Source organism: Helicobacter japonicus (assembly GCF_000762845.2).
GTDB classification, from domain to species: domain Bacteria; phylum Campylobacterota; class Campylobacteria; order Campylobacterales; family Helicobacteraceae; genus Helicobacter_C; species Helicobacter_C japonicus.
In genome coordinates this window covers 1-1,678 of the sequence record NZ_JRMQ02000038.1, presented here as the reverse complement: position 1 = coordinate 1,678, position 1,678 = coordinate 1, and the positions used below count along the sequence as shown (strand labels likewise).

The 1,678-nt window shown below is 36.0% G+C and carries 1 protein-coding gene; it reads left to right on the top strand.

Annotated features, from left to right (window positions below):
• Nucleotides 1-202 precede the first annotated feature (202 nt).
• On the top strand, nt 203-1,678 hold a 1,476-nt coding region (locus LS65_RS09660), incomplete at its 3' end, for a phosphoethanolamine transferase (RefSeq protein ID WP_138129871.1).

The window sequence follows — 1,678 nt, the reverse complement described above, 5'->3', positions numbered from 1 at the left end:
AGATAAGAGTAATGTAAAAGATTATGATAAAGAGCTAAAAACACAAAAAAGCTATCTTGAGCAAGGTAAATGCAGCATACAAGGAAACAACTAAGAGGAATAAATAGGTAGTAAGGGAGCTAAAGTAAATAAATGTTAGAATTTGCAAGATTTGTAAAAGGCTTTAAAACAAAGTGAGAAGATTTAATATAAGGCATACAAGATGACGCACAAGGCAAAAAACTTAAACATCGCGCAATTTTTTTCTAATCCATTTTATGATAAGCGGTTTTTTCACGCCTTTTTAGTGCTTTTTTGGCTAAACTTTATCGTGCTTTTCTATTCACATTATATGGTGCTACAAACGCGCTTTGATTTTTATTTTTTTGTAAGCTTTGGGTATAGAATCTTAATGTTTTGCCTCACATATATCGCGCTTTTAAGCCTGATATATTGGACACATTTAAGGGCTTTACAGAATCTGCTTTTAGGCTTTTTACTTTTGTGTAGCGCGTTTTGTTTTATTATAGAAATTTTTGTGCTTTATAATTTTGATACGCCCATAAATCCTTATCTTATGCTTGTAGCCTTTGAGAGCAATCCCCAAGAAGCCACAGAGTTTTTGCAAACTTATGCGAGTTGGTTTTTATGCGCTGTGTATGTGCTTGCTTTGATAAGTGTGTTTTTGCTCTATCGCATAAAAACCCCTGATAATCTTAAGTTTCTCAAATGGCTTTATCTTGTTATCCTCATCTCTGTGGTGATTGTGCATATCACGAGAATGCGCCCATCTTCGCCTGATTTGCGTTATAGCGATATGATTAATCATATATATACAACAACAGATGATACCTTTAAAAAAACCTATGCCGCCTTTAAAGAATACCAAAAAATACAGGAGCAATTTGATTCTATTTTTACGGATTTGCAAGTGCAAAAAGCACAAAATCCTATTGATAATATTGTGCTTGTCATTGGAGAATCTACCCAAAGAGGTAAATTAAGCCTTTATGGATATCCATTACCTACCACACCACTTTTAGATAATCTTAAAGATTCTAAACCAAATAATCTTTTTGTGTTTAGTGATGTTATTTCTCCTCACGCACATACACATCAAGCCCTCTCCCTTTCACTCACCCTAGCAAACAAAGATTCACAAAAGCAATGGTATGAATATCTCAATCTTATCGATGCCCTTAAACTAGGGGGCTATCACACCATTAGCATATCAAATCAAGAGCAGCTTTCTATGTTCGGTAATGCAGTTGCTACGATACTTAAACGCGCTGATGAGGCAATATTTGTTCATAGTGGGGATAGTTTTGATTTGAGTAAGCACGATGAGGCGATTTTGCCTCTGCTTGATAAATATATCGCTCCCCCCCCCCAGCAAAAAATACAAACCTTCTTTGCCTTGCACCTTATGGGGACTCACGCACGATATGAAAATCGCTACCCCACCTCGTTTAAAATCTTTAGCGCGCGCGATATAGACGCGCCAGATTTTGCAGATAAATCCCAAATTGCCGCTTATCTCAACGCCACCCTCTATGGTGATTTTATCTTAAGTGAGATTATCAAAAGATTTGAAAGAAGTGATAGCATAGTGATTTATTTTAGCGACCACGGAGAAGAAATCTATGACTTTAGAAATTTCATAGGACATTCAGATTCTAAAATCTCGCGTTTTATGGTG